The 24480-nt window shown below is 63.0% G+C and carries 25 protein-coding genes and 2 pseudogenes; 8 read left to right on the top strand and 19 right to left on the bottom strand.

What is annotated here, in order from left to right:
• The 11 genes and pseudogenes from B5V02_RS04285 to B5V02_RS04235 all read right to left on the bottom strand — a co-directional run bounded on the left by B5V02_RS04285 (window position 1) and on the right by B5V02_RS04235 (window position 9272).
• Window positions 1-1176, bottom strand: a complete 1176-nt coding sequence (locus tag B5V02_RS04285; RefSeq protein WP_111542968.1) for an FAD-dependent monooxygenase — start codon at window positions 1174-1176, stop codon at window positions 1-3.
• A 135-nt stretch (window positions 1177-1311) separates the two neighbouring features.
• Window positions 1312-1704, bottom strand: a complete 393-nt coding sequence (locus tag B5V02_RS04280; protein ID WP_111542967.1) for a RidA family protein — start codon at window positions 1702-1704, stop codon at window positions 1312-1314.
• Between the two features lie 83 nt (window positions 1705-1787).
• A complete protein-coding gene (locus tag B5V02_RS04275; protein ID WP_111542966.1) occupies window positions 1788-2180 on the bottom strand; it encodes a RidA family protein in 393 nt (130 codons plus the stop codon).
• A gap of 73 nt (window positions 2181-2253) precedes the next feature.
• A pseudogene (locus tag B5V02_RS04270) lies at window positions 2254-2717 on the bottom strand (cupin domain-containing protein).
• A gap of 269 nt (window positions 2718-2986) precedes the next feature.
• Window positions 2987-3730, bottom strand: coding sequence for a DUF899 family protein (locus B5V02_RS04265; protein ID WP_111542965.1), 744 nt, complete (start codon window positions 3728-3730; stop codon window positions 2987-2989).
• A gap of 140 nt (window positions 3731-3870) precedes the next feature.
• Window positions 3871-4293: a lysozyme inhibitor LprI family protein gene (locus B5V02_RS04260; protein ID WP_342633846.1), complete on the bottom strand. Its 423-nt coding sequence runs from the start codon at window positions 4291-4293 to the stop codon at window positions 3871-3873.
• Between the two features lie 143 nt (window positions 4294-4436).
• A complete protein-coding gene (locus B5V02_RS04255) occupies window positions 4437-5261 on the bottom strand; it encodes a carbohydrate ABC transporter permease (RefSeq protein ID WP_111542964.1) in 825 nt (274 codons plus the stop codon).
• Between the two features lies 1 nt (window position 5262).
• Window positions 5263-6177 (bottom strand): carbohydrate ABC transporter permease, encoded by a 915-nt coding sequence (locus B5V02_RS04250; RefSeq protein WP_111542963.1) that lies wholly within the window; start codon window positions 6175-6177, stop codon window positions 5263-5265.
• 125 nt (window positions 6178-6302) lie between these two features.
• Window positions 6303-7571 carry an ABC transporter substrate-binding protein gene (locus B5V02_RS04245; RefSeq protein WP_111542962.1) on the bottom strand — a complete coding sequence of 423 codons (1269 nt, stop codon included), beginning with the start codon at window positions 7569-7571 and terminating at the stop codon, window positions 6303-6305.
• 277 nt (window positions 7572-7848) lie between these two features.
• Window positions 7849-8337, bottom strand: a complete 489-nt coding sequence (locus B5V02_RS04240; RefSeq protein WP_111542961.1) for a GNAT family N-acetyltransferase — start codon at window positions 8335-8337, stop codon at window positions 7849-7851.
• A 5-nt stretch (window positions 8338-8342) separates the two neighbouring features.
• Window positions 8343-9272 carry a lytic transglycosylase domain-containing protein gene (locus tag B5V02_RS04235; protein WP_111542960.1) on the bottom strand — a complete coding sequence of 310 codons (930 nt, stop codon included), beginning with the start codon at window positions 9270-9272 and terminating at the stop codon, window positions 8343-8345.
• Between the two features lie 181 nt (window positions 9273-9453).
• Here B5V02_RS04235 and B5V02_RS04230 point away from each other — a divergent pair, with 181 nt between their 5' ends.
• Window positions 9454-10023, top strand: a complete 570-nt coding sequence (locus B5V02_RS04230; RefSeq protein ID WP_111543725.1) for a methylated-DNA--[protein]-cysteine S-methyltransferase — start codon at window positions 9454-9456, stop codon at window positions 10021-10023.
• A gap of 171 nt (window positions 10024-10194) precedes the next feature.
• Here B5V02_RS04230 and B5V02_RS04225 read toward each other — a convergent pair.
• A pseudogene (locus B5V02_RS04225) lies at window positions 10195-10523 on the bottom strand (hypothetical protein).
• 289 nt (window positions 10524-10812) lie between these two features.
• Here B5V02_RS04225 and B5V02_RS04220 point away from each other — a divergent pair.
• Window positions 10813-11025 (top strand): cold-shock protein, encoded by a 213-nt coding sequence (locus B5V02_RS04220; protein WP_010910991.1) that lies wholly within the window; start codon window positions 10813-10815, stop codon window positions 11023-11025.
• 275 nt (window positions 11026-11300) lie between these two features.
• Window positions 11301-11501 (top strand): hypothetical protein, encoded by a 201-nt coding sequence (locus B5V02_RS04215; protein ID WP_111542959.1) that lies wholly within the window; start codon window positions 11301-11303, stop codon window positions 11499-11501.
• A 372-nt stretch (window positions 11502-11873) separates the two neighbouring features.
• Here the strand turns inward: B5V02_RS04215 and B5V02_RS04205 are convergent, their stop codons facing one another.
• From B5V02_RS04205 to B5V02_RS04195, 3 genes are all read right to left on the bottom strand, one after another.
• Window positions 11874-12482, bottom strand: a complete 609-nt coding sequence (locus tag B5V02_RS04205) for a glutathione S-transferase family protein (RefSeq protein ID WP_111542958.1) — start codon at window positions 12480-12482, stop codon at window positions 11874-11876.
• Window positions 12483-12746: 264 nt separating this feature from the next.
• Window positions 12747-13595 (bottom strand): EAL domain-containing protein, encoded by an 849-nt coding sequence (locus B5V02_RS04200; RefSeq protein ID WP_111542957.1) that lies wholly within the window; start codon window positions 13593-13595, stop codon window positions 12747-12749.
• Entirely contained in the window at window positions 13592-14488 is an 897-nt protein-coding gene (locus tag B5V02_RS04195) for an EAL domain-containing protein (protein WP_111542956.1), read from the bottom strand. The genes B5V02_RS04200 and B5V02_RS04195 overlap by 4 nt, the downstream gene beginning before the upstream one ends.
• Window positions 14489-14694: 206 nt before the next feature.
• Between B5V02_RS04195 and B5V02_RS04190 the strand changes: the two genes are divergently transcribed.
• Entirely contained in the window at window positions 14695-15897 is a 1203-nt protein-coding gene (locus B5V02_RS04190; protein ID WP_111543724.1) for a pyridoxal phosphate-dependent aminotransferase, read from the top strand.
• 79 nt (window positions 15898-15976) lie between these two features.
• Here the strand turns inward: B5V02_RS04190 and B5V02_RS04185 are convergent, their stop codons facing one another.
• The gene (locus tag B5V02_RS04185; protein WP_111542955.1) at window positions 15977-16372 is read right to left on the bottom strand and encodes a (R)-mandelonitrile lyase; all 396 of its coding nucleotides are present in this window, start codon (window positions 16370-16372) and stop codon (window positions 15977-15979) included.
• A 318-nt stretch (window positions 16373-16690) separates the two neighbouring features.
• On the opposite strand from B5V02_RS04185, the gene B5V02_RS04180 reads away from it, so the two are divergent.
• Window positions 16691-18742 carry an elongation factor G gene (locus B5V02_RS04180; RefSeq protein ID WP_111542954.1) on the top strand — a complete coding sequence of 684 codons (2052 nt, stop codon included), beginning with the start codon at window positions 16691-16693 and terminating at the stop codon, window positions 18740-18742.
• Window positions 18743-19530: 788 nt separating this feature from the next.
• Window positions 19531-20028, top strand: a complete 498-nt coding sequence (locus B5V02_RS04170) for a methyltransferase family protein (protein WP_111542952.1) — start codon at window positions 19531-19533, stop codon at window positions 20026-20028.
• Window positions 20029-20100: 72 nt separating this feature from the next.
• Here the strand turns inward: B5V02_RS04170 and B5V02_RS04165 are convergent, their stop codons facing one another.
• Window positions 20101-20997 carry a LysR family transcriptional regulator gene (locus tag B5V02_RS04165; RefSeq protein ID WP_111542951.1) on the bottom strand — a complete coding sequence of 299 codons (897 nt, stop codon included), beginning with the start codon at window positions 20995-20997 and terminating at the stop codon, window positions 20101-20103.
• Window positions 20998-21078: 81 nt separating this feature from the next.
• On the bottom strand, window positions 21079-22053 hold the full coding sequence (trxB, locus tag B5V02_RS04160; RefSeq protein ID WP_111543723.1) for a thioredoxin-disulfide reductase: 975 nt from the start codon (window positions 22051-22053) through the stop codon (window positions 21079-21081).
• A gap of 251 nt (window positions 22054-22304) precedes the next feature.
• Here trxB and B5V02_RS04155 point away from each other — a divergent pair, with 251 nt between their 5' ends.
• Together B5V02_RS04155 and B5V02_RS04150 are read left to right on the top strand one after the other, a co-directional pair.
• On the top strand, window positions 22305-22784 hold the full coding sequence (locus tag B5V02_RS04155; RefSeq protein WP_111542950.1) for an Lrp/AsnC family transcriptional regulator: 480 nt from the start codon (window positions 22305-22307) through the stop codon (window positions 22782-22784).
• A 252-nt stretch (window positions 22785-23036) separates the two neighbouring features.
• Complete coding sequence (locus B5V02_RS04150; RefSeq protein ID WP_111542949.1) at window positions 23037-23831, top strand: glycosyltransferase family 2 protein; 795 nt, start codon at window positions 23037-23039, stop codon at window positions 23829-23831.
• A 4-nt stretch (window positions 23832-23835) separates the two neighbouring features.
• Here B5V02_RS04150 and B5V02_RS04145 read toward each other — a convergent pair whose 3' ends face one another.
• Window positions 23836-24477, bottom strand: coding sequence for an HAD family hydrolase (locus B5V02_RS04145; protein ID WP_245445671.1), 642 nt, complete (start codon window positions 24475-24477; stop codon window positions 23836-23838).
• Between the last annotated feature and the right edge of the window lie 3 nt (window positions 24478-24480).

Raw genomic sequence — 24480 nt, 5'->3', positions numbered from 1 at the left:
CTAGAGCGAAGCGGCGGCTGCCTCAGCTTCGGCGTCGGCGTCGTAATTCCACACCCAGGCGCGTTCCTGCGGCTGAGCGTCAAGCTTGCGGTCGCGGCTATGCAAATCGCCACTGGATGCGTCATAGCGAGCACCACTCACGCGCGACATGCGCTGGACGCCGGCAGTCCGCTCGCGCCGTAGCTGCTCGTAAATCAGCAGCGCCCGTGGGGCTGACTTGCGGTCCGCGTGGCTCAGCACGGTCGCCAGGGCAACTGCATCTTCGATGGCCTGATTGGCTCCTTGTCCCAAATGCGGCAGCATTGGGTGGGCCGCGTCGCCCAGCAGGGTCAGGCGTCCGCGAGTCCAGCTTGCGAGCGGCTCACGATCGAACAGGCCCCACCGAAACGCAGTTTTCAGTTGGGCAATGATCGTCTCAACCATTGGGTCCCAGCCGGCGAACTCCCGGGCAAGGGCGGAGGGATCGCCCCGTGCCGACCATGACTCCTTCATCGGCTCGTCAGTCGTCACAAAGCCGACGTAGTTGATGAGCAGGCCGGCCCGCACCGGAAAGACGAGAAAATGCTTGCCTGCACCGAGCCAGTTGCGCATCGCTCCTGGCGGCCACGAGACACCAGCCGCCGGGATCACCCCTCGATAGGCGACCGATCCCGAATAGAGCGGGGCGGACGGGGCGACTACGAACTGCTGAAGGGTTGAATGGATGCCGTCAGCGGCGATCACGACGTCGGCCGTGGTGCGCAAACCATTGGCGAAAGTGATGACGGCCTGCTCATCGTCCTGTTCGAAGCCGATACATCTGTGGCCGGCCTTCACAATGTCGGCAGGTAGCCGATCGACGAACATTGCCAGCAAATCGGCGCGGTGCATGCCGTAGAACTCGATTTGGCCGGCAAGCTCGGGGGGCCACATCACGGCGGCATACGATCCATCGGGGCGACGAAACTGTGGGTCGATCCATCTGGCCCCCGAGCGGATCAACTCGTCACCGAGGCCGAGCCGCCGAAGCATCCGGACACCGTTCGGTTGGATCGCGACGCCGGCACCGACCTCGGTCAGGGCCGTCGCCTGTTCATAGAGACGGACGTCCATGCCGCGTTGAAGCAGGGCAGCAGCAGTGGCGGCGCCGCCGATGCCGCCGCCAATGACCGCCACGCGTAGCGGGCTCGTGCTCATTGCTCCGGCTCGTCAAGCATTGTCAGCCCTTGGCGCGTGCCACCACCGCGGCCGCCCGTGAATATGACCCGCTTTCTCGCCCGCAAGGGAATATGCGCTATACTGCCTTCCCCGCGAACCAAGAGAACCGGAACCTCATGCCACCGCCACACACTCGATCTCGATATCAAACTCCATAGGCCATGACGCCACCGGCACGAAGCTGCGCGCTGGCGGGTTGACACTAAAGTACTTCGCATAAACCCGGTTGATGGCGTTGTAGAAGCCGGAATTGACGGCGTAGATGCGCACCATCACCACATTGTCCAGCGAGGTGCCGGCCGCTTCCAGGCAATGTTTCAGGGCCTTGAGCGAGGCCTCGGTCTGCGTTTCGATGTCGCCGCGCACCATCTCGCCGGTCACCATGTCCACCGGCGGCGTCGCCGAGATGAACACGAAGCCGTTGGCCTTGACCGCAGTCGAGCAGGGAAGCCCGAGCGCCCGCACCTTGGCCGACATGACCGGCACTTCGATGACTTCTTTGTTCACGGCAATCCTCCCTGGGTTTGCAGGGAGCTTATCGCGCCACCGGCCGAACGCCAGAGCCGAGCCATGGTCCAGCCCCGCTCAGCTCAGCCCACCGCCACACACTCGATTTCGATATCAAACTCCATCGGCCATGACGCCACCGGCACGAAGGTCCGCGACGGCGGATTCTCGGGAAAATGCCTGGCATAGACGCGGTTGATGGCGTTGTAGAAGCCGGAATTGACGGCGTAGATGCGTACCATCACCACGTTGTCCAGTGACGTGCCAGCCGCTTCCAGGCAATGTTTCAGCGCCTTCAGCGACGCTTCGGTCTGCGTTTCGATGTCGCCCTTCACCAGTCTGCCGGTCAAGATATCGAGCGGCGGCGTGCCGGACACGAAGACCAGCCCTGCGGCTTTGGTCACCAGCGACAGCGGCAAGCCCAAGGCCCGCACGGCCGCCGACAGCACCGGCACTTCGATGATTTCTTTCTTCATCGCAATCCTCCCTTTGTTTGCAGGGAGCTATCCCGGCAGTAGCGGAACGCCAGCGCGGATGCATGGGCCAGAACTACCCCTGCCCCGGAAATGGCGCGCCGTCCTTGTGCAGGAAGCGGCCATCGGAGCTCGGGCTCATCATGTCGATGTCGGAGCAAGAGATGACATCGTCCGGATTGCGCGAGCCGACCTCCAGATAGACCGCCGTCGTGGACGACCGGTTGATCAGGTGATGGCCGTTGCCGCTGTTTTTGGCAAAGGTGGCGCAATCGCCTGCCTTGAGCAGCGTCTCGCCGCCATCCTCGACCAGCGTCAACTCGCCTTCCAGCACGGTGACGAACTCGTCCTCATGGCTGTGCCAGTGGCGCTGGCTGGACCAGCCGCCGGGCGGCAAGGTCATCAGGTTGACGCGAAATCGGTGAGGCCGCCGGCATCGCCCAAGCGCCGCCGCGTGCGGTCGGCGCAGGGTTGATCGAAAGGCGCGGGGTAGCCCGAGCCCTTGCGGACGGGCACGGCTGATAGGTCGATCTTGGGCATGGTTGCTACCTCAATTTCTCGAAGGTCCAACGCGGCAGATGCGGTGAAGTTGCGCGCCCTTCCGTTCCCCCCTTGTGGGGGAAGGTGGCCTCGCGCAGCGAGGTCGGATGAGGGGGTGTTCCAGCTTGGCGATACGCTCACTTAAAACAGCAAATTAGCGCCGAAGAGCGTACAATCGCCAACGCCTCATTCCCTCCAACACCCCTCATCCGTCTCGGCGCTGCGCGCCGATCCACCTTCTCCCCCTGGGGGAGAAGGCAGGCCCCCCTCTAATGACAACACCCCCCACCATACTGCAACTGCTCGTGCCAGTTCGGCCGGCCCTCAGGCGTAAAATCCATCAGGTTCCACAGGATCTCGCAGGTACCGATGGCACGGGGGTCCTGGCCGGGTTCCGTCGGCGCGAAGCCGAGCTCGGACGACCAGAAATGGCGGATGCCGTCGGCGTCGCGATGAAACACCGACAGAAGCGGGATCTGCGCGCCAGCCGCATCCTCGGCATTGTAGTCGCGCTTGAAGCTGTTGGAGGCCGACGACACCAGCCGCATGTTGCGCCAGCCACGGTCGCGGCCGAGCGTGACCAGGTTTTCGAGCGCGGTCTTGCCCACCACCGCGAAATTGAACCCGGCGACTTCGAGATGACCGACCGCGCCGTCGAACTGGTCGAGCAGCGCCGTGCAGGACGGGCATGGCTGGTCCGGTCGCGCGAGCTTCGCCGTGTCGCCGCTTGTCGCCACCTCGCGCGTCTCCTGCGGGTGGCGGGGAAACATCATGTTGTAGAGAATGAGCGAGTCCTTATCCGGCGCAAACAGCTCCGACAGTTTCAGCTTCGCGGGCTTGCCATCAGCGCCAAGCCCATCGAACACATAGTCCTGCGGCACCAGTCCGCCGGGCGGCAGCGCGCGCCGCGCGACCGCGACTTCTTCCATGACGAGGCGCAGTTCGATTTCCTTCTGCAGCAATTTTTCGCGGGCGGTGCGGTATCTGGCGGATTCGTTGGGAAAGGTGATCATGATCGGCTCCTTGGGTCGTCGCGCCGGCGTCCCGGCGCGGTTGCTCTACGACCCAAGGACGTCTGGCGACGATCGGTTCCGACATTTTTGCACGCCGCGCGGCGACGAGGGAGCATGCCTTCCCGAAGGGTGGACGAACGCTACTGCGCCGCCGGCACCGGACAGTCCAGGACGCCTTCCTCGCAATGGAGATAGTCCTGCAAATCCTTCAGCCTGAGGTTGGTAAGTCCCGCCTGGCAATTGGCGACCACCATCGGACGGACGCTGCCCGCATTGGCGGGCGGGCCGCCCTGGAAGGCGCATTCGGCGTCGCGGAAAGCGACCCAGGCGCGCTGCGCATCGACCAGCAGCGTCTTCGACGCCGCGTTGTCCTTCAGCCGGCCCTCGATCTGCTTGTAGGCGCCGTTGAGCTTCTTGTCGGCCGCGTCGAAATCCTTGCCGGCGCATTCGTCCATGGTGGCCTGGTCCTGCGCGTTGGCGCAGTCGTCGGCCCGGGCGGCGTTGACGAGCAGTGGAGCAGCAAGGATCAAGGTGGCAAGGCTGGAGAGCAGGAGCCGCATCATGTTTCCTCTGGTTCTGGCAAAGCCCCACCGGCCGAAGCTTAGCAACCGGATGAGCGCAGGCAAGATGCGGCCTGCCGGCTTGGTGGACAGTTCCTTTCCGCTGTTGGAACCCGCGGCTTGGCGGCATTCCTCGCATCAGCCCCTCACCCCTTGACGCCGCCGGCGGTGAGGCCGGAGACGATCTTGCGCTGGAAGATCAGGACCAGCACCACCAACGGCACCGTGACGATCACCGATGCGGCCATGATGTTGCCCCATGGTATCTCGAACTGCGAGTTGCCGGAGATTAGCGCGATCGCCACCGGCACGGTCCGCTGTGCGTTGTTGGAGGTGAATGTCAGGGCAAAGAGGAACTCGTTCCAGGCGCCGATGAAGGCCAGCAGCCCGGTGGTCGCCAGCGCCGGCCACATCAGCGGCAGGAAGACCCGCGTGATGATGATCCACGGCGTCGCGCCGTCGAGGATCGCCGCCTCCTCGACCTCGAGCGGCAGGTCGCGGACGAAGGTGGTGAGCACCCAGACGGTGAATGGCAAGGTAAAGATCATGTAGGAGAAGATCAGCGCGAAGAGCGAATTGTAGAGGCCGAACGTCCGGATCAGTTCGAACAGCCCGGCCAGCACCGCCACCTGCGGGAACATCGAGACCGACAGGATGGTGAACAGCAGGGCCGAGCGGCCGCGAAAGCGGATGCGTGCCAGCGCGTAGGCGGCAGTGACACCGAGCAACAGCGAGAGGGCGACGACCGCGCCCGAGACAAACAGCGAATTTAGAAGGTTGCGCACGAAGGTGCCTTCGGTCAGCACGTTCCTGTAGTTGGCGAGACTGACCGTCGTCGGCCAGAGATCGGTCCGGAAGAGGTCGGTCCCTGATTTCAGGCTGGTGACGATGGCGTAGTAGAACGGGAACACCGCGACGAAGACGATTCCCCCGACCAGCAGGTAAAAGGCCATGCGCTTCAGGATCCACATGTCAGCGGCCTCCGTCCAGGCTTATCCGGCCGATCCGGATGGTGACGATGGTGAGCAAAGCGAGGATGAGGAACAGCAAGGTCGAGGCGGCGGAGCCATAAGCGAACTTGTCGAACTCGAACAGGTTCTCGCGGGCGAATACCGACATCGACTTGGTGTGCACATTGTTGGGCGTCAGCACATAGATCAGGTCGAAGATGCGCAGGGCATCGAGCGCGCGGAAGATCACCGCCACCATCACCGCCGGGCGTATGAGCGGCAAGGTCACCCTCCAGAAAATCTGCCACGGGTTGGCGCCGTCGAGCTTCGCCACCTCGATGATCTCGCCCGGCAGCATCTGCAGCGCGGCAAGGATGAGCAGCGCCATGAACGGTGTCGTCTTCCAGATATCGACGATGAGGACGGCCGCCATCGCCGTGTCGGCGCTGGCCGTCCAGGCGATCTTGCCGCTGATCAGGCCGAGGTTGAGCAACACGACATTGATGATGCCGAACTGATCGTTGAGCATCCACTGCCACATCTTCGCCGAGACGATCGTCGGGATCGCCCAGGGGATGAGGATCGCCGCCCTGACGATGCCGCGTCCGACGAACTCGGCATTGAGAACCAAGGCGACGATCATGCCGAGGATCGTCTCGCAGGTCACCGAAATCACCGTGAAACGCACTGTGTTCCAGACGGCACGCCACCAGACCGGGTCGACGAGCAGCCCGTCATAGAGGGTCCGGCCGCTCGGCATGCGCAGCACCGAGAAGTAATTGGCAAAGCCGACCCATTGGCGCGCGTCGAGATCGGCCAGCGAGGCGTCGGTGAAGCTGAAATAGACCGTGCGGGCGAGCGGCCAACCGGCGACGGCGGCGAGCACCAGCAGCATCGGCGCCAGGAACAGCCATGCCGAGCGCACGCGCTGGCGCATCAGCCGCGAGGGCGGGCGCTGAGCCGCGGCTGTTTCAGGCGCCGGTTGCGCTCTTGCCACCGCAGACCCGCTGGCTCTTGTCTCCTGCTGGCGTGGATGCCTCGGCCGGCTTGGCCGCTGTGGCGTCACCATGCGCTGCCCTTCAACTTAGTCAGCGCCACTTCGAGATCGGCCAGATTGTCGGCGGCGCTGCCTTCTCCGGACATGGTCTTGTGGACGGCGTTCCAGAACTGGCTCGACGCCTCGTTGTACCTGATCCTGACCGCGGCCGAGGGACGCGGCACCGCGTTGAGGAAGACCTGCTTCCAGCGCGGAATGATCGGCTGTTCCCTGGCGATGTCGGCATCGTCATAAAGCGCCTGGATGGTCGGCAGGTTCGACGTCTTCAGCGTCCGGTACTTCTGCATTTCGGGCGAGGCGATGAACTTGACCAACTCAATCGCCGCGTCCGGGTTCTTCGAATATTTGGACACCGCAAGGTTCCAGCCGCCCAGCGTCGCGGTCGGCCGGGCGCCCTCGCCTGTGCCGGCCGGCAGCGGTGCCACGTCGAACTTGCCCTTGATCGGCGAGCCTTCGCCGTTGCCGAGCGCATAGGCATAGGGCCAGTTGCGCATGAAGACCGCGTTGCCGGTCTGCCAGACGCCGCGCGATTCCTCTTCCTGGTAGGCGAGTACGCCGGGAGGCGAAATGGTTCCAACCCATCCCTTGGCCATGTCGAGCGCGGCAGCCGCTTGCGGGTTGTTGATGGAGATGGTGCCGTCCGGCTCGATGATCTGGCCGCCGCCATTCGACACCACCCATTCGAGCGCGTCGCAGGTCAGCCCCTCATAGGCGTTGCCCTGAAAGACGAAGCCCCAGATATCCTTGTTGCCCGCTGCACGCTCCTTGTCCATCACCAGCTTGGCGGTGTCGGCCAGTTCCTTCCATGTGGCCGGCACCTTGGCGCCGTATTTGTCGAGAAGATCCTTGCGGTAATAGAGCGCCGGCGCATCGGTGAAGATCGGCAAGGCGACGAGCTTGCCGTTGACGGTCTGCGACTGGATGATCGACGGGAAATGGGCGCCGACGACATCCTTGGTTGCGGCGGTCAGGTCGACGAGTTGGCTGGCAAGCTGCGGCGCCCATATGACATCGGTCTGGTAGACGTCGATGTCGCTATTGCCGGCGGCAAGCCACAGCCTGTACTGGCCGAACTGGTCCGTCGTCGACGGTGGCATGACGACGATGGTGACCTTGTTGCCGCTCTGCTTCTCGTAGCGGTCGAGTATCTCGCGAAGCACCTTGATGCCGTTGCCGGTGTCCCCCGACACGATCGACAGGTCGGCGGCCCGCGCCTGCGTGCCAGCCAGCATGGCGGCAACCGCAAGCGCCAGGAATGCGTGAAAAAGCTTCATGGTGATGGATCTCCCTTTGCAGCTGGCAACGGAAGACCTCCCACGCGCCGGCAGATTGTCAGACCCCACCCTGCATTGAATGCGGAGGAACGCTTTGGGTTCCCAAAACCGGGGCCACTTTTGGGCGACATGCATTAGGTGTGTTGAGATTCAGGTCAGGCCGAGCCGAAGCGGTGGTTTCCGAGAACCGGAGCGGAGCGTCCTTGAAGTACGTGAGCACCAGAAGCACAGGGAATCGACGCTTACAGGCCGGCATCACCTGAATATCAACGCAGCCTTAGCCTTCCCAGGCGACAGGCTTCATCCCCAGCCGCTCGTAGAGCCGGACGGCGGCGGCATTCTCGACCGTGTTGGTCTTGAGGTCGACATAATCAGCGCCGCGATCGCGAAAGGTGCTGAAGGCGTGCCACATCAGCGCCTCGGCAATGCCCTTGCCGCGCGCCTCGGGATGGACGGCGAGGTCCTTGACGAAGGCCGAGGTCCAGCAAAGTGCGGCCGCCGCCAGCCGCCCCTTGGCATCGATGACCAAAAAACACAGCGCCGGGTCGAATTCAGGATCGCCTGATATACGCTCCCACCAATCCTCGAACGGGCCATCGGCGCCGTCGTCGAACACTTCGGTCAAAAGCGCATGCAGGGGCGCTGCGTCAGCGGGCTCGAAGCAGCGCATGACAAAGCCCTCCGGCCAGTGCGCAGGAACCAGCGTCTCGTCGAGGATCTTGCGCAGCCGGATATCGTTCAGAGCCGGCGGGCGCGGTTCGGGCATCGCGCTCAGGCGTCGGGCTGCAGGCGGCGCTGGCGGTCGCGGCCAAGCCCGGTCGCCTCGAGCAGGCCCTTGCGCTTGGCGTCGAAATAGTAGCCGGTCTGGTAGAGCCAGTCGGCCCGCTTGGCGTTGCCGCCAGCCACCAGCCAGGCGCCACGCAGATATTTGACCGCGTATTTCAAATTGGTCTCGGCGTCGAACAGGCCCTTGGCCGGTCCGTCATAGCCCATGCCGCGCGCCGTCGCGTGCTTGATCTGCATCAGCCCCCAATGGCCATTGTTGTAGGCTTTCGGGTTGAAGGTGCTCTCGCGGTTGACGACATGGCGCACCAGATCCACCGGCACCTGGTAGAGGGCGGCATATTTCTCGATCAGCCGCTCGACGTCACCGCGCACGCCAGTTGCGTGCTCTTCTTCCACGGGTGCCATCGGGAACTGGACGAGGGCAGCCGGATTCTGCGGCACGACATAGGCGACCTGCTGCACATCAGGCACGACTTTCCGGTCGCCCTTGGCAGTCGCCGGCATCACGAGCCCGGCGGTCGTATAGGTCTCGGCCGTCTTGACAGGCTCACTTGCAGTCGCCGGCGGCGGCGCTTGCCAGGCATTGGCGGTCATGATGGCGGGTACTGCCGGCGCCGCCGGTGTCGATCCGGCAAAGGCTGCGGTCGCTGCAGCCGGCTGGACGGCGGGATCGAGTGCCGGCGTGGCCGGGCCGGGCGTCAATTCAGCGGTCTGAACGGGCGCGATCCCCGATGATTCCGGCAGCACCGAAACCGTCTCCGGCAACGGTATGGTGAAACCGGCGTCAGCGCCGGCGGCAGTCGCTGTTTCGGTCAGAGCAGGCGCGGATTTCATCTGCGAGGTCGACGTACAACCGGTCATGCCGGCGGCGGCCAGGATCACGCCGATCGCGATAAGAGTGTGTTTTGCTGGCAAGCCGCGCTCGGGTCCGATTTGTCGGGTTATTAAGAAATTCCTTACACCAGCGATTCACGACCGGCAATCGGGGCCATCAGGTGGTTTTCGGGTGGCGAGACTCTGGCCGGGATGCCATATTGTTCTGGATATGTACCGGGACGAATCCCGGTTTTCGCCACTTTGCGGAAAGGAACGCATCATGGAAACGACATCTTCGATCACGGCCGGCCACGCAGTGTTAGAAACAGTGATCGGCTTCATGGGCATCGCCTGGAGCGAAAAGGGCCTGATCCGGCTCTGCCTGCCCGAACGCAGCCGCGAAGCGGTGGAGCGGCGGCGGCTGCGCCATGGCGGCGTTTCCGCGTCCACCGCCGAGCCGCCATGGGTCGTCGACCTGATCGCGTCGATCAAGGCCTATGCGGCCGGCGAGGACATCGACTTCACTGGCGTACCTGTCGATCTCGACGGCGTCGACGACTTCCGCCTTGCCATCTATGACGCGGCGCGAAAGCTCGGCTATGGCGAAACCACCACCTATGGCGAGTTGGCCAAACGCGCCGGTCATAGTGGCCTGCCGCGCGAAACCGGTGCTGCCCTTGGCGCCAATCCGGTGCCGCTGGTCATCCCTTGCCATCGCATTCTTGCCGCCGGCGGCAAGATCGGCGGCTTCTCGGCGCCCGGCGGCTCGAACACCAAGGAGAAGATGCTGGCCATGGAAGGCGTGCGCGTCGGCCCGCCGCCGCCGGCGCAGGTTTCCTTCGGGTTTTGAACAGCTGCACCAAAGCCAAGCGCGGGCAAGGTGCCTAGTTTTGACGCAATTCCCTAGGGAAAGCGCTACGCGCTTTTCCCGGCAAAACCGCTTCACACTTTTCCTGGAATTGCCCTTCGTTTTGACGCAATTCCGGACGGAAAACCGCTTCACACTTTTCCTGGAATTGCTCTAGTTGTTGTGGAAGAACCGCCGGCGGAAATGCCGATCATTGTCCGGCCGCTTGCAGTTGTAGACCGGACAGGACTTCGTATCGGCGCTCGGCACGTAGGCGCGTGTCCTCACCTCGCCATGGTGCAGAATTGCTGGCTTTGCACATAGCGGTCGTAGAGCGGCAACCCCGGCACCCGCGTCGACTGGTAGCGCAGGATGACGGCGCCCTGGCGCGCGATCGTCGACTGGACCTTGCCGCAGTTCATATGCGTCGGATCATAGCGCGAGATCGCCTGCGCCTCGGCGGCCACCAGCGTCAGGCAGGCGGCAAGCAGAATGGTTTTCATGATCCTCTCCCCTCTCCCAAAGCGAGCGGATCGAGCGCGCGAGGGCTCCGATCCTGTTGCGACGCTCTCACGCGATTGGGGCGGCCATTGGGCGGCCCTTTGATCACGGCTTTCTCACGCAGTCTTGTTTTTCGTGCGAAAGCAGACTATATGCGTTCCATTGATATTTCGGCCGATCGATCCGGGCCTCGCGATATTCGCGTTTGCTGACGTCTATCTCCAAAATCTCGATACACACCGGCTGGACCTCGGTCTGGTCAATCTAAAGCAAATGTGAAGGACTATCTAAATGGCAACTGGAACGGTCAAGTGGTTCAACGCCACCAAGGGCTTCGGCTTCATCCAGCCTGACGCGGGCGGCGCGGACGTTTTCGTCCACATCTCCGCTGTCGAGCGTGCTGGACTGTCGACCCTGGTCGAAGGCCAGAAGATCAACTTCGAAATCGAGCAGGACCGCCGCACTGGCAAGTCGTCCGCTGGATCTCTGAGCAAGGCAGCCTGATTTTGCGAATGGCGCGCGCCGGGCGAGAGCCCGGGGCGCGCGGCAAGTCACGGATGTACTGACAGTCGCGCGAGAAGCGCGCCGGAGCGGAAAGACCCGACAAGCTGGATCAGCAGATAGCTGCCAGCCCGGACCGGACGCTCCCGATCAGGCTACCGAAAATGGGAAGGCGGGATTTATCCCGCCTTTTTGTTTGTCTGCATTTCGGTTCACCGCTGCCTTGGCTTATGGTACCTGTCATGGTCTTTTTAGCCCAGCAATGGTACTATTAACCCATGACAAAGCTCGAACAGATCGAAAAATCCGTCGCAGCCCTGAGCCCCGAGGAACTGAAGGCGTTTGCCTCATGGTTCGAGGCGCTTCAGGCGGATATGTGGGATCGGCAGATCGAGGCGGAAGCGAAGTCGGGTCGATTCGACAAGCTTGCCGAGCAAGCGCTGGCTGACCATCGCGCTGGCCGGACCCGAGCCCTGTGAATCATGTCGCCTCTCCATCATTTTGGGAGGCTTATGAAAAACTGCCATCGTCGATCAAAGCTAAGGCGGACAGACGTTTTACCAGACTGCGCTCTGATCCTTTTCATCCATCGCTGCATTTCAAACAGGTCGGGCTACTGGTCGGCGCGAGTTGACGAAAACTACCGGGCTGTTGCTATACGCAACAATGAAGACGTGATCTGGTTTTGGGTCGGCACCCACACCGACTACGACCATCTCTTAAAGTAGCCAATTACCTAACCCAGGCAGCCACTCGCTCCCTCGGCCGAAGGCCGCAAGCTCGACCGGGCGTCGCGCCTGTTGGCGCGCCCGTCCGGAGCAGCCGCGAAGCGGCGACAGCGTGAGGACAAATTATGGAAGCCATTCCATCGGCACATGCCCCGGATCCGCTTCCACTCGGCTAAGCCAGTCTGCCACCGCTGGATAAGCATCAAGCTGGAAGCCGCCCTGCTCTGCCGTATGCGTATAGGCATAGAGCGCGATGTCGGCGACGCTGTAGGCGCCACCAGCGAAGTAGGCATTGTTTTCCAGATACTTGTTCATCACGCCGAGCGCCTTGTTGCCGCGCTCCAGCGTCACCGCCAGCCGCTCCGGCGTCGCATCCCTGGCGCGTTCGGGAAAGGTCAGCAGCGCCTTGCGAACGGCGATATAGGGCTCGTGGCTGTATTGCTCGAAGAACAGCCATTGATAGGCCAGCCCTCGCTCATATCTGTCCGCCGGCAGGAAGCGCGTGCCTTCGGCGAGATAGAGCAGGATGGCGTTGGATTCGGCCAGCCGCCGGCCATCGTCGAGCTCGAGCAGCGGCACCATGGCGTTCGGATTCTTGGCGACATAATCCGCTTTTCGCGTCTCGCCGGTGTGCGAACTCACCTCGACATTGGTGAACACGAGGCCAAGCTTGGCCATCAGCAGGCGCGGCTTGTAGCAATTGCCGCTGTCGATCATGCCGTAGAGTATCATTGCGGTTCCCCGGTGCGCTGCCTCTGCCGGCGCGATTATCGCAGCGGCGACGTCCTCAACCAATGATTTATTTTGGCACGACCATCAGCGCCGCTGATGTGTGAACGTATGAGGGCGCTCAAGGGCGTGTTGAGATTCAGGTCAGGCCGAGTCGAAAACGGTGGCTTCCGAGAACCGGAACGGAGCGTACTTTTTGGTACGTGAGCACCGGAAGCGCAGGAAACCGCCGTTTGCAGGCCGGCCTCACCTGAATATCAACGCGCCCTAGCCGAACAGCGGCACAACCTTGCTATCCCTGCCAAGCAGCGCATCGATAACGAGCGACTCTTCGTCGAAGATCGTGCCGGCCAGCGCCGGCCGGGCGAGAAGAAAACCCTGCAGCAGATCGACGCCGCCTTCGAGCGCGACGCGCAGATGGGTGGGCTGCTCGATGCCTTCGACCAGCACCTTGGCGCCGCGGTCGTGCAAGGTCGAAACCAGCGGGCGGAAGAACCGTTCCGCGGCGGCATGGCGGCAGAACTCGGCGAACCAGGTGCCGTCGATCTTGACGATGTCGGGGTGGAGCAGGCTGACCCGCTCCTCTGTCGAGTGGCCGGTGCCGAAATCGTCGATGGCGATGCGGATGCCGTCGCGCCGCATTTCGCGCACCAGCCGGGTGAGAAGCGCGTCGTCGGCCGCCTGTTCGGTGATTTCGCAGACCAGCATGGCCGGCGCGAGGCCGAAATCGCCGAGATGCCTGGTCATCAGCCGGATCTCGGCCAACGCCCGCTCGGGATGGTCGTTGATCAGCGGATTGTAGTTGAAGAACAGATCGAGCCCGTCGACGCCAATGTTGCGAAAATTCCTGAGGTGAAGCACGCGGCACATGGTCTCGACAAACAGCCGGTCCGAAGCGGCGATGCTTTCGAAAAACACCTTCGGCGCCCCGGGGCGGCCGGCACGGTGCGGCTCGATCAGGGCTTCGACCGCGACCGCGTGAAGGAAGCGGCCGCGCGGCGCGAAAATCGGCTGATAGGCGCTACGCAGCCGGAACTCGCCATGGACGCCATACTCGATGCCGACCTCGTCGGCGAAGATCGCATCGCCGACATTGCGCCGCCGCTCGGGCCTCATGGCGCCACCCTGCGACCGAAGGCTTTCGCTTGCCGCGTCGCATGCGGTGAGGCCGGTTGGACAGGCGCGGCTCCAACAACCGCGGGGGCGGGTTGCTGCGCGGTTTTGCCGAAGACGCGAAAGCTGGTCGGCGCCAGCTCGGGCCGCGCCAGCACGAAACCCTGCACCATCGACGCTCCCGATTTCTCGGCGAGTTCCAGTTGCCAGCCCTCCTCGATGCCCTCGAACACCGTGCGGATGCCTTGCTCCTCGAAACTTTTCACCATGGTGGTCAGCAGCGCGAAGCCGGCGCCGGACTCCATCAGCTGCGTGATCCAGTAGGCGTCGAACTTGACGATGTCGGGCTTGAGCTCCTTGACGCGGTTGATGTCGGAATCATCGGCGCCATAATCGTCGACGGCGATGCGAAAGCCGTTGGCCCGAAGGGCTGCGACGAAGCTGTGCAGGGTCTCCTGCGACGCCGACCGCTGCTCGGTCACCTCGCAGACCACCCGGCGCGGATCGATGCCAGCCTCATGCAGCACCAGCCGCATTTCGCGCAAGGCATTGTCGGCAACGGTGCGCTCGGTGAACACCGATGGGTCGAAATTGACGAAGATCGAGGCCTCCTGCGGCAGGCAGGCGCCGGCGTTCAGAAGATGCAGCGTCCTGGTCAGAGCTTCGACATGCAGACGGTCAGCGGCCGGACAGGTGCTGAAAAAGCTCATCGGCGATTGCGGCTCGCCGTCGCGGAACGGCCGGATCAGCCCTTCGAACGCGGCCACCGACAGCTTGCCTTCGTTGAAGGCGAAGATCGGCTGGAAGGCGCTTTGCAGCGTGTAGATGCCCCAGACACCGGTGGAGGTGCCGTCGTCCTGACGGATGATGTGGGCAAGCCCGATGCTGCGCGACACGGTTCCTCGCTCCGCAAACTGGCGGATTAAAACTGCAATCCTGCCACGCAAGCCTCTACCGCCCGTTAATGAATTTATTGTTGCCGATCACGGGTCCTTGAGATCTGGATCAGCCGACAATGCTTGCACTGCGCGAAATCATGCGACATGAGAAGCGCCGCGGGCCGCTCCCGGCCCGCGCCGACCTTGCTTGGAGATATCTGGTCATGGCCTTTCTCGCCGACACCCTTTCCCGCGTAAAGCCTTCCGCGACTATCGCGGTGACGCAGAAAGCGCGCGAGCTGAAAAATGCCGGCCGTGACATTATCGGCCTCGGCGCCGGCGAACCGGATTTCGATACGCCCGACAACATCAAGAATGCGGCGATCGAGGCGATCCGTCGTGGCGAAACCAAGTATCCGCCGGTTTCAGGCATCGTGCCGCTGCGCGAGGCGATCGCAAAAAAGTTCAAGCGCGAGAACAATCTCGATTACAAGCCTGAGCAGACCATTGTCGGCACCGGCGGCAAGCAGATCCTGTTCAACGCCTTCATGGCGACACTGAACCCCGGCGACGAGGTCATCATCCCGCGCCCCTACTGGGTCAGTTATCCCGAGATGGTGGCGATCTGCGGCGGCACATCCGTGTTTGCCGAGACCTCCATCGACAATGGCTTCAAGCTGACCGCCGCGGTGTTGGAAAAGGCGATCACGCCGCGCACAAAGTGGCTGCTGATGAACTCGCCGTCGAACCCGTCGGGTGCCGCCTATACCGAGGCTGAGTTGCGCGCGCTGGCCGACGTCCTGTTGAAGCATCCGCATGTCTGGACGCTGACCGACGACATGTACGAGCACCTGACCTATGGCGACTTCGTCTTCAAGACCATCGCCGAGGTCGAGCCGAAGCTTTACGAGCGCACGCTGACCATGAACGGCGTGTCGAAAGCCTATGCCATGACCGGCTGGCGCATCGGCTATGCCGCCGGTCCAGTCCAGCTGATCAAGGCGATGGACATGATCCAGGGCCAGCAGACGTCAGGCGCCTGCACCATCGCGCAATGGGCATCGGTCGAGGCACTGAACGGCCCGCAGGACTTCATCGCCAGGAACAAGGCGATCTTCCAGGGCCGGCGCAACCTCGTCGTGTCGATGCTCAACCAGGCGCGCGGCATCACGTGCCCGTCGCCCGAAGGCGCCTTCTATGTCTATCCGTCCTGCGCCCAGCTGATCGGCAAGAAAACCAAAGCTGGCAAGGTCATCGACACCGACGAAACCTTCTGCTCGGAACTGCTTGAGGCCGAAGGGGTCGCCGTGGTGTTCGGCTCGGCCTTCGGCCTTGGCCCCAACTTCCGCATCTCCTACGCCACATCGGAGACGCTGCTTGAGGAAGCCTGCACGCGCATCCAGCGCTTCACGGCATCGCTGACCTGATCGAGCCAGTCTTGAAATTGAAAACCCGGCTTCAGGCCGGGTTTTTGTTGGCAACGACGCCTCCTCACAGGCTCGGCACTCAGCCGCCATATTGGACTGACGTCACCTCTTCCAGCCAGTCGGCGTGGACACCGTCGAGCGCCTCCTGCATGGCGATATGCGTCATCGCCGATTTCGGCGCCGCACCGTGCCAGTGCTTTTCGCCAGGCGCGAACGAGATGACGTCGCCGGCCCTGATCTCCTGGACCGGCTCGCCCCATGTCTGGGCAAGGCCGGCGCCTGAGGTGACATAGAGCGTCTGGCCGAGCGGGTGCGTGTGCCAGTGGGTGCGTGCGCCCGGCTCGAAGCTGACCAGCGTGGCCCGCAGCCGCGCCGGCGCCTCCTTCTCGATGATCGGCGTCTGCAACACGCGGCCGGTGAAGTACTTTTCCGGCGCTATGATGGTCGGCACGCTGCCGCAGGCAATGATCTTCATCGGGGTGATCCTGGAACTGGTGAAGCGATCGGCGACAAACGCCGCCCGACATTTGAGACAAACCGCATTTGAGACAAAACGCATTCTCGGCCGATATCATCCAAGGCGCAACCGGCCGTTTCGCGCGCCGCCGCAAGGTCTCTATTTTTCTTGCCCTGCCGGCAAACAAGTGGGACGATGGCTTTGGGCAGGTGGCGAAACCAAAAGAACCCCGCCCGCGACGGTCGAACAGGCCGGCCGCCGCTCAGGACCGATTGACCACGACTGAACCATGCATGCCAGTCGGTCCTACGGGAAACGCCTGAGTGGAGGTCAGTCATGGGTACTCGCGCCGGAGGACGACGCACGGGACCGAAATGCATTGCCATAATCGGTCCCTTCGCAAGCGGTAAGACGACACTTCTCGAAGCCATATTGGCCCGCACTGGCTCAATTCCCCGACAAAATCCCGTCTCATCGGGCAACACCGTTTCAGATCATTCGCCAGAGGCGCGCGCCCACGCGATGAGCGTCGAGGCGACCTTCGCCACCACCGAATTCATGGGCGAGCAGCTTACTTTCGTCGATTGTCCCGGCTCCATCGAATTCGCCTTCGAGGCCGAGCCGGTGCTGGCCGCCTGCGACCTCGCTGTGGTCGTTGCCGAGGCCGACGAAAAGAAGATCCCCGCCCTGCAGCTGATCATGCGCAGGCTCGACGATCTTGGCGTGCCGCGCATCCTGTTCCTCAACAAGGTCGACAAGGCAATCGCCGGCGTGCGCGACACGCTGAAGATGCTGCAGCCGGCCAGCGCCGTGCCGTTGCTGCTGCGCCAGATTCCGCTGCGCAAGGATGGCGTCGTCATCGGCTCGATCGATCTGGCGCTGGAGCGGGCCTACATCTATCGCGAATATGCCGAGAGTGAAGTGACCGAAATACCGGGCGACGACAAGGCGCGCGAACTGGAGGCGCGCTTCTCCATGCTGGAGACACTGGCCGACCATGACGACCAGCTGATGGAACAGCTGCTCGAGGAGATCGAGCCGCCCAAGGACGCCGTCTTCGACGACCTCGCCGCCGATCTGCGCGATGGCGCGGTGACACCGGTGCTGATCGGCACCGCCGAGAAAGGCAACGGCGTGCTGCGCCTCTTGAAGGCGATCCGCCACGACGCGCCCGACATCGAGGCGACCCGCAAGCGGCTCGGCGCGCCCGACGGCGCGGCCACCGTGGCTCAGGTGATGAAGACCATCCACACGCCACATGGCGGCAAGCTGTCGGTGTCGCGCATCCTGTCCGGCCAGGTCGTCGACGGCTCCGAACTCTGGCTGCCCGGCGGCGACACGGCGAAGGTTTCCGGGATCTACCGAATGCTCGGCAAGGACCAGTTCAAGCTCACCATCGCCAAGGCCGGCGACACGGTGGCGCTGGGCAAGCTGGACGAGGTCAAGACCGGCCAGACGCTGAGTTCGGCCAAGGGCGGCATCAAGCCGTTGCTTGAGTTCGAGCCGCCGCAGCCGGTCTTCGCTTTCGCGCTGCGCCCCAAGGAGCGCAAGGACGAAGTGAAGATGTCGGCCGCCATCCAGCGGCTGGCCGAGGAAGACCCTTCGCTCAGCCTGCGCCACAACCAAGACTCGGCCGAGACCGTGCTGTCGGGCCATGGCGAGATGCATCTGCGCGTCGTGCGCGAGCGGCTGGAAGGCAAGAACCAGATCCCGGTCGAAGGCCATGCGCCGGCGGTGCCCTATCGCGAGACGATCCGCAAAGCGGCGCAGCAGCGCGGCCGTCACAAGAAACAGTCCGGAGGCCATGGCCAGTTCGGCGACGTGGTGATCGAGATCAAGCCGCTGCCGCGCGGCTCCGGCTTCCAGTTCACCGACACCATCACCGGCGGCGTCGTGCCGAAGACCTATATCCAGTCGGTCGAAACCGGCGTGCGTGACTATCTGAAGTCCGGCCCGCTCGGCTTTCCCGTCGTCGATGTCGCCGTCAACCTGTCGGACGGCTCCTACCACGCGGTTGATTCCTCCGACATGGCCTTCCAGATGGCGGCCAGGCTGGCGATGAAGGAAGGCATGGCCGCCTGCGCACCGGTGCTTCTGGAGCCGGTGATGAAGGTCGAGATCGTCACGCCCTCCGACGCGACCTCGAAGATCATCGCGCTCATCCCGCAGCGGCGCGGCCAGATCCTCGGCTATGATGCGCGGCCTGACTGGCCGGGATGGGATGTCGTCGAGGCAACCATGCCGCAAGCCGAGATCGGCGACCTGATCATCGAATTGCGCTCGGCGACCGCTGGCGTCGCCAGCTACCGTGCCGTCTTCGACCACATGGCTGAACTCACCGGGCGTCTCGCCGACGAGGCGATGAACACCAACGGCAAGGCTGCCTGATTCCATCTGATGCATGTCGCCCAAAACTGCGCAGCGGTTTTGGGACAACGACATGCATGAGAACAAGGATGCCACGTTCCCCTCGAACCTCGGTTCGAGGGGCCAAATGAAAACGACGCCCGGCGGGGACCGGACGTCGTTTTATCTGCGGACCGTTTCCTTGGGAGGTAAAACGGCAGGTCCGCCGCATTGGTGCCGTCGAGCTTCGGCGGCAGAAACGGTTCGGACGCGGTAGCCGCCTGAGCCCGGGCCGTCCGAGTGATGCCCCCATCTCCCGCACGACCACACCGCGTCCTATCGTCTGGATAGCACGTGCCGGGCGTCCGTGTCATGTTACCTGAGGTTACATGTCACTGTTACGTGGCAACTCTGATGAATTTTTGAGTCGCTCCGGCAGAGCTCGGGCAACAAAAAAGCCGGATCAACGAAGATCCGGCTGAGTTTGATTGGAAGTGCCTGTTAAGGCTAACCTCCAGAGGGGAACACTCTAGGGCGCTAATGGGAGGAGAACGCGCCCAGGAGATGATCTATATATCTGCTCATCATGCCCAAGAAACAAGCATCTATTTTGCAACACACGCATGCAAAAAGACGCAGGCTGTGGTCTAACCCATTCCGAGAGCCGATAGGACCAGCAAAATCAACGAAACGGAGCGCACGGAGACGCGATTCTCACTACAGAATCACCAATCGCGATCGGTTTCTGTCCCCAAATGCCAAAAACGCGTAATGACGTGGAAGCAGGCAGCAACCGTTCATTTCTCAGGCAGTCAGGGAGGAAGCACCCAATGCGGACGTTTTCGGCGATCGCCGGCAGCGCAGCGTTCTTCATCGCCGCACCCGGCGTGGTAGCCGGGCTGGTGCCCTGGCTGTTGACCGATCGCTGGGGCTTGCCATGGTCGAGCCTGCCGGGCTTCGTCCCTGTTGGCGGGCTCCTGATCGTCGCCGCGACAGCTGCGCTGCTGCATGCCTTTGGCCGCTTTGCGCTCGAGGGGCTGGGCACGCCCGCTCCGGTCGCGCCGACCGAGAGACTGGTGATCGGCGGCATCTACCGCCATGTCCGCAACCCGATGTATGTCGCGGTGCTGTCGATCATCCTCGGCCAGGCGCTGCTGTTCTCGAGCTGGACGCTTGCCGCCTACGCCGTCATCGGCGCGATCGCCATGGTGTCGTTCGTCAGGCTCTATGAGGAGCCGACATTGGCCCGCCGCTACGGCGCGCAATACGAAGCCTATCGCCACGCTGTGCCCGGCTGGCTGCCTCGGCTGACGCCCTGGCGCGGGTGAGCCGAAGAAACCAAGCTGCGCCGTTCCAGGGCATGTCGAGATTCAGGTCAGGCCGGACCGATCGACATGCCCTCAAAAAGACCAGCTTCGGGCCTTGGCAATGATGAAATCGCGAAAGACATGCAGCTTGGCCTGGTTCTTCATCGCGTCCGGATAAGCGAAATAGGTGTCGAAGGACGGCACTTCGGTCGCCGGCAGCAATTGCACCAGGTCGGAGTCCTTGCTGATCACATAGTCGGGCAGCATGGCGATGCCGGCGCCGCCCTGCACCGCACGCTTGATCGACAATATGTCGTTGATCTGCAGCGTCGGCACCCTTTGTCCGCCTTCGAAATCGCCAACCGTTTCCAGCCAGTTCAGCTCCGACAGATGCGACGGCACCGGCACGCCGAAGGTGACAATGCGATGGCTCTTCAGTTCGGCCACGGAAGCCGGCTTGCCGTGCTTGGCGACATAGGTGGGTGAGGCATAGAGGTGGAAATGCACGGTGAACAGGCGGCGTTGGATCAGGTCCGGCTGCTGCGGCTGGCGCAGCCGGATGGCGCAATCGGCCTGGCGCATGGTCAGGTCCAGTTCCTCGTTGGCGAGGATCAGCTGCAGGCTGATTTCTGGATAGAGCTCGATGAACTCCTGGACCCGCTCGGTCAGCCAGCCGGCGCCCAGCCCGACGGTGGTCGTCACCCTGAGCACGCCGGAGGGGCGGTCCTTGGTCTCGGTCAGCCGCGACTTGATGGTTTCGAGCTTCATCAGCACGTCATGCGCCGTGCGGAACAGCATTTCGCCCTGCTCGGTCAGCACCAGCCCGCGGGCGTGGCGGTTGAACAGCGGCACGCCGACATCATGCTCGAGCGCGCTGACCTGCCGCGAGATCGCCGATTGCGACAGATGCAATGTCTCGGCCGCATGGGTAAACGACCCCGCCTCCGCCGCAGCGTGAAACACGCGTAGCTTGTCCCAGTCCAACGCCATGATTCCCCTCGTTCCGTTTTGGCGTCTGAATGAAAAATCAGGCTTTTACACGGCCTTTATAAGCCGCTTTCTGAACTCTCTCTACTCCGCCGCTTCGCGGAGCACTTCGATGCCGGCCAGATACTTCTCCGCCTCGAGTGCCGCCATGCAGCCGAGCCCTGCCGCCGTCACCGCCTGGCGGTAGATGTCGTCGGTCACGTCGCCCGCCGCGAACACGCCGGGAACGTCGGTGCGGGTCGAATCCGGCGCCGTCCACAGATAGCCGTTCGGCTTCTGCTTCAGCTTGCCGGCAAACAGCTCGACCGCCGGCGCGTGGCCGATGGCCACGAACACGCCGTCGACCTTGAGATGCGTTTCCTGGCCGGTCACCGCATTGCGCAACTTCAGGCCTTCGACCGAAGGCGGCAGGGGCGCCTTGCCGGGACGGCCGGTGATCTCGTCGACGATCGTGTCCCAGATGACACGGACATTGTCCTTCTTCAGGAGCCGCTCGCGCAGGATCCGCTCGGCGCGGAAATCGTTGCGCCTGTGGATGACGGTCACGCTCTTGGCCAAGTTCGACAGATAGAGCGCTTCTTCCACCGCCGAATTGCCGCCGCCGATCACCGCGACATCCTTGCCGCGGTAGAAGAAGCCGTCGCAGGTGGCGCAGGCCGAGACGCCGAAGCCCATGAAGGTCTGTTCGGTCGGGATGCCCAGCCATTTGGCTTGCGCGCCGGTGGCGATGATCAGCGCGTCGGCGGTGTAGGTGGTGCCGGAATCGCCCTTGGCGCGGAACGGTCGCACATTGAGGTCGACCTCGGTGATGATGTCGTTGATGATGTCGGTGCCGACGTGTTCGGCCTGCTTCAGCATCTGCTCCATCAGCCACGGACCCTGGATGGGGTCGGCGAAGCCGGGATAGTTCTCGACATCGGTGGTGATCATCAACTGGCCGCCCTGCTGCAGGCCGGCGACCAGCATCGGCTTCAGCATGGCGCGCGCGGCGTAGACCGCCGCCGTATAGCCGGCCGGGCCGGAACCGATGATGAGAACGGGCGCATGCTTGGTGTTCATCTGGAAGCCTCTGCGGAGGGCTGCCGGCAATTGCGGCATGGAAAACTCGTCGATATCGCGCGTAATGTAAGTGTTGCCCACGACGCCAGCAAGGCAAGTTGGCATTCGTCCCCGGAAAGCTTTGTCGCACCCTGTCGCTGCTTTGATCCTCCGAAATATTCCGAGCGAGGGATGGAATGGACAGCGAAGTCGTTTAATTACAAAATCACGCAAGATTCTTGCGTGTTGCCCCTGACTTATCGAGAGCCCTCATGCCGCTCAAGGCCGATCTCGACGCCATCGACTGGAAGATCCTGCGCGAACTTCAGGCCGATGGGCGCATGACCAATGTCGAACTGTCGAACCGCGTTGGCATTTCGGCGCCGCCGTGCCTGCGCCGCGTCAAGCGGCTGGAGGAAGCCGGCATCATCCGCGGCTACCGTGCCCTGCTCAACGCGCCGGCGCTTGGCCTCGATGTCGTCGCCTTCTGCCTGATCGGCCTGCATCACCAGGCCGATGCCGAGCTGCGCACCTTTGCCGAGCGCACCCGCGGCTGGCCGATCGTGCGCGACGCCTGGATGGTGTCGGGGGAATCCGATTTCCTGCTGCATTGCGTGGCGAGCGACCTCGGTGCCTTCCAGACCTTCGTCATCGAGGAACTGACCTCGACCCCGAATGTCGACACGGTGCGCACCGCACTCACCATCCGCCGGATCAAGGACGAAGGACTGGTCTCGTTTGCACAGCCTTGAGGCCGGTGGACGGCAGCACCACATCGAGCGTGCCCGGTCGAGGCGAATTCCCGGCTTCGCCTTACCAGGGCCGCTTTCGCATTCGACAGGCTCTGGTGTAGAAAGCGGTGGCATTCTGCCTGTCATGGCCGCCATGTTGGTTTCCTAAGGCAATTTCAGGAAAGCGTGTACGGTTTTTCGTCCGGGATTGCGTAAAAAACAGTTGGCGCAAGCAGCATAATTTCCCAGAACAGTGTGCCGCAGAGTGGGATCATGACTCGATTTTCTAGCCCGGTTTCGGCGCTTATCATCTGCATGAACGAAGCCGACATGATCGGCCCTTGCCTGGAAAGCGTCGACTTCTGCGCCGAGATCATCGTCGTCGATTCAGGTTCGACGGATAACACCCTGGACGTCATTCAAGCGTTCATCGCCAAGGGCTACCCGATAAGGCTGTTTCACAACGACTGGCCGGGTTTTCCACGGCAGCGGCAATTCGCGCTTGATCAAGCGACGCAGCCATGGTGCCTTTCGATTGAAGCCGATGAGGCCGTCGACGACCTACTCAGGCAGTCGATCATGACCGTGACGCAGCCTCGGAATGACACCATCGACGGATGGTACGTAAGACGCCGCGACAAGCTGAAAGGCTATGGCTATGCGCACCGCTGGGTGCTGCACAACAGGCTGCTGCGTCTTTTCCGCCGCGACAAGGCCACCATGGACATTGACCTGCGGGTCCACGAATCGTTCGAGGTGCCGGGCGAAACCGGTACGATTAAAAATGGCGTGTTGCTGCATCGCCGCGAAATGACCATCGCGGAGGACCTGGCAAGGGCCAACACCTACTCCAGCCTCAAGGTTGCCACGCTGGTCGAGAGAGGCAAGAAGCCCGGCTTGATAAGGCTGGTCCTGTCGCCGCTCGGCAACTTCCTGAAATTCTATCTGGCCAAGCGCTACTTCCTGTGCGGCCGGCACGGCTTCGTCTATTCGATGATGGTGATGGTGTATTCGTTCGCCACCGAGGCCAAGCTTTATGAAGCTTGGCGAGACAACGACCCGGCGTGAGCCGTCACGGCTCGCCTGCGCCGAGTGTCGCTATTGCGGCGAGCAGGCCGCCAAAATCCTCGCGATCGCGCCAGGGCCTGACCGCGAAGCCCGATTGAACAACCGCTTCGCCGTCGACCAGCCAGCCCTGCGAGAGGCCGGCACGCTGTCCCGCCTCCATGTCCGCCGGCTTGTCGCCGACGATCAGCGAGCGCTGCAGATCGAGCCCGAAACGTCTGCCCGCCTCCAGCAGCATGCCCGGATTGGGCTTGCGCATCGGATGATCGGCGATCGCAAGCGGCCCCTCGCCCGCCTCGTGATAGGCGCAGGCAAGGACCATATCCACGAACGCGTTGTCGGCGCGCAGCAGGTCGAGCACGCGGCCGTTGACGGCGGCGAAATCGCCCCAGCCGTAATAACCGCGCGCGATGCCCGACTGGTTGGTGACGATGATGACGGGAATGCCAGCCCGATTGGCGGCACCGATCGCCGCAGCGATATCCTCGCGCAGGACCATTTCGGCCGGATCATCGGGATAGCCGGTATCGACATTGATGGTGCCGTCGCGGTCAAAGAACAGCGCCGGAGTGCCGGCGGGAAACATCTTCGAGCCGACCCGCTCGACCCATAGGCCGGGCTCCTGGAGCGGATAGGGTTCGGGCTTCACGAC

The sequence above is a fragment of the Mesorhizobium kowhaii genome (assembly GCF_003253745.1).
In the GTDB taxonomy this organism is placed as follows: domain Bacteria; phylum Pseudomonadota; class Alphaproteobacteria; order Rhizobiales; family Rhizobiaceae; genus Mesorhizobium; species Mesorhizobium kowhaii.
Note: the sequence above shows the minus strand (reverse complement) of the source record. Positions and strands in the feature narration are given on the sequence as shown.